The organism is Candidatus Symbiothrix dinenymphae (assembly GCF_001431085.1).
Genome location: NZ_BBRU01000286.1, coordinates 1 through 544, shown reverse-complemented (window position 1 = coordinate 544; position 544 = coordinate 1). Strand labels below are relative to the sequence as shown.

General features: G+C 57.4%; 1 protein-coding gene. It reads left to right on the top strand.

Annotated features, from left to right (window positions below; translation table 11 throughout):
- The coding region (locus ASC50_RS03645) for a hypothetical protein (RefSeq protein WP_158648376.1) at positions 1-544 on the top strand (544 nt) is incomplete at both ends.

Sequence of the window (544 nt, the reverse complement as noted above, 5' to 3'; positions counted from 1 at the left end):
CCCCGACAAGCCGGAATGACTACGGACGCGTTTGTGGATACCATGACGGCAGCCATCGCCCGTTGGAACGCATTTGTGGCGAGCATCAACCCGCGACCTTACTACCATGCAGCCGGCAGTTCGGAACCTTCCGATGCTTCAACAGCATACAATGTGTTTAGCAGAGCATCCACTTCCGACCCATGGCATTTGGAATATCATGACCATCCGGACACCATCACCATTAAGCGGTACTGGTCGCAATTCCCCACGGCTCCCTCACAATTGCAGGGCTGGGCTATCGCGCATACCCAACGACAAGAGGCATTTAAGGCACTCGTGGCGCAAATAGAGCAATGGATGGCCGCCATGGAAGAATCCCCGCTGTGGAACTACTCCAAAGCGACCTCGCCCGGCACCTACCCGCTTCGGACACTCCACGCGCAGATGGCGGCATTTATCGCTTATCCTGCCGCACTCGCGAACGCCAAAGCAGACAGGAGCGACTTTTCCTACACTGCCGGTAACGGTCTCCCGACTTCGGCAGACCCCCCGCCCGATAAGA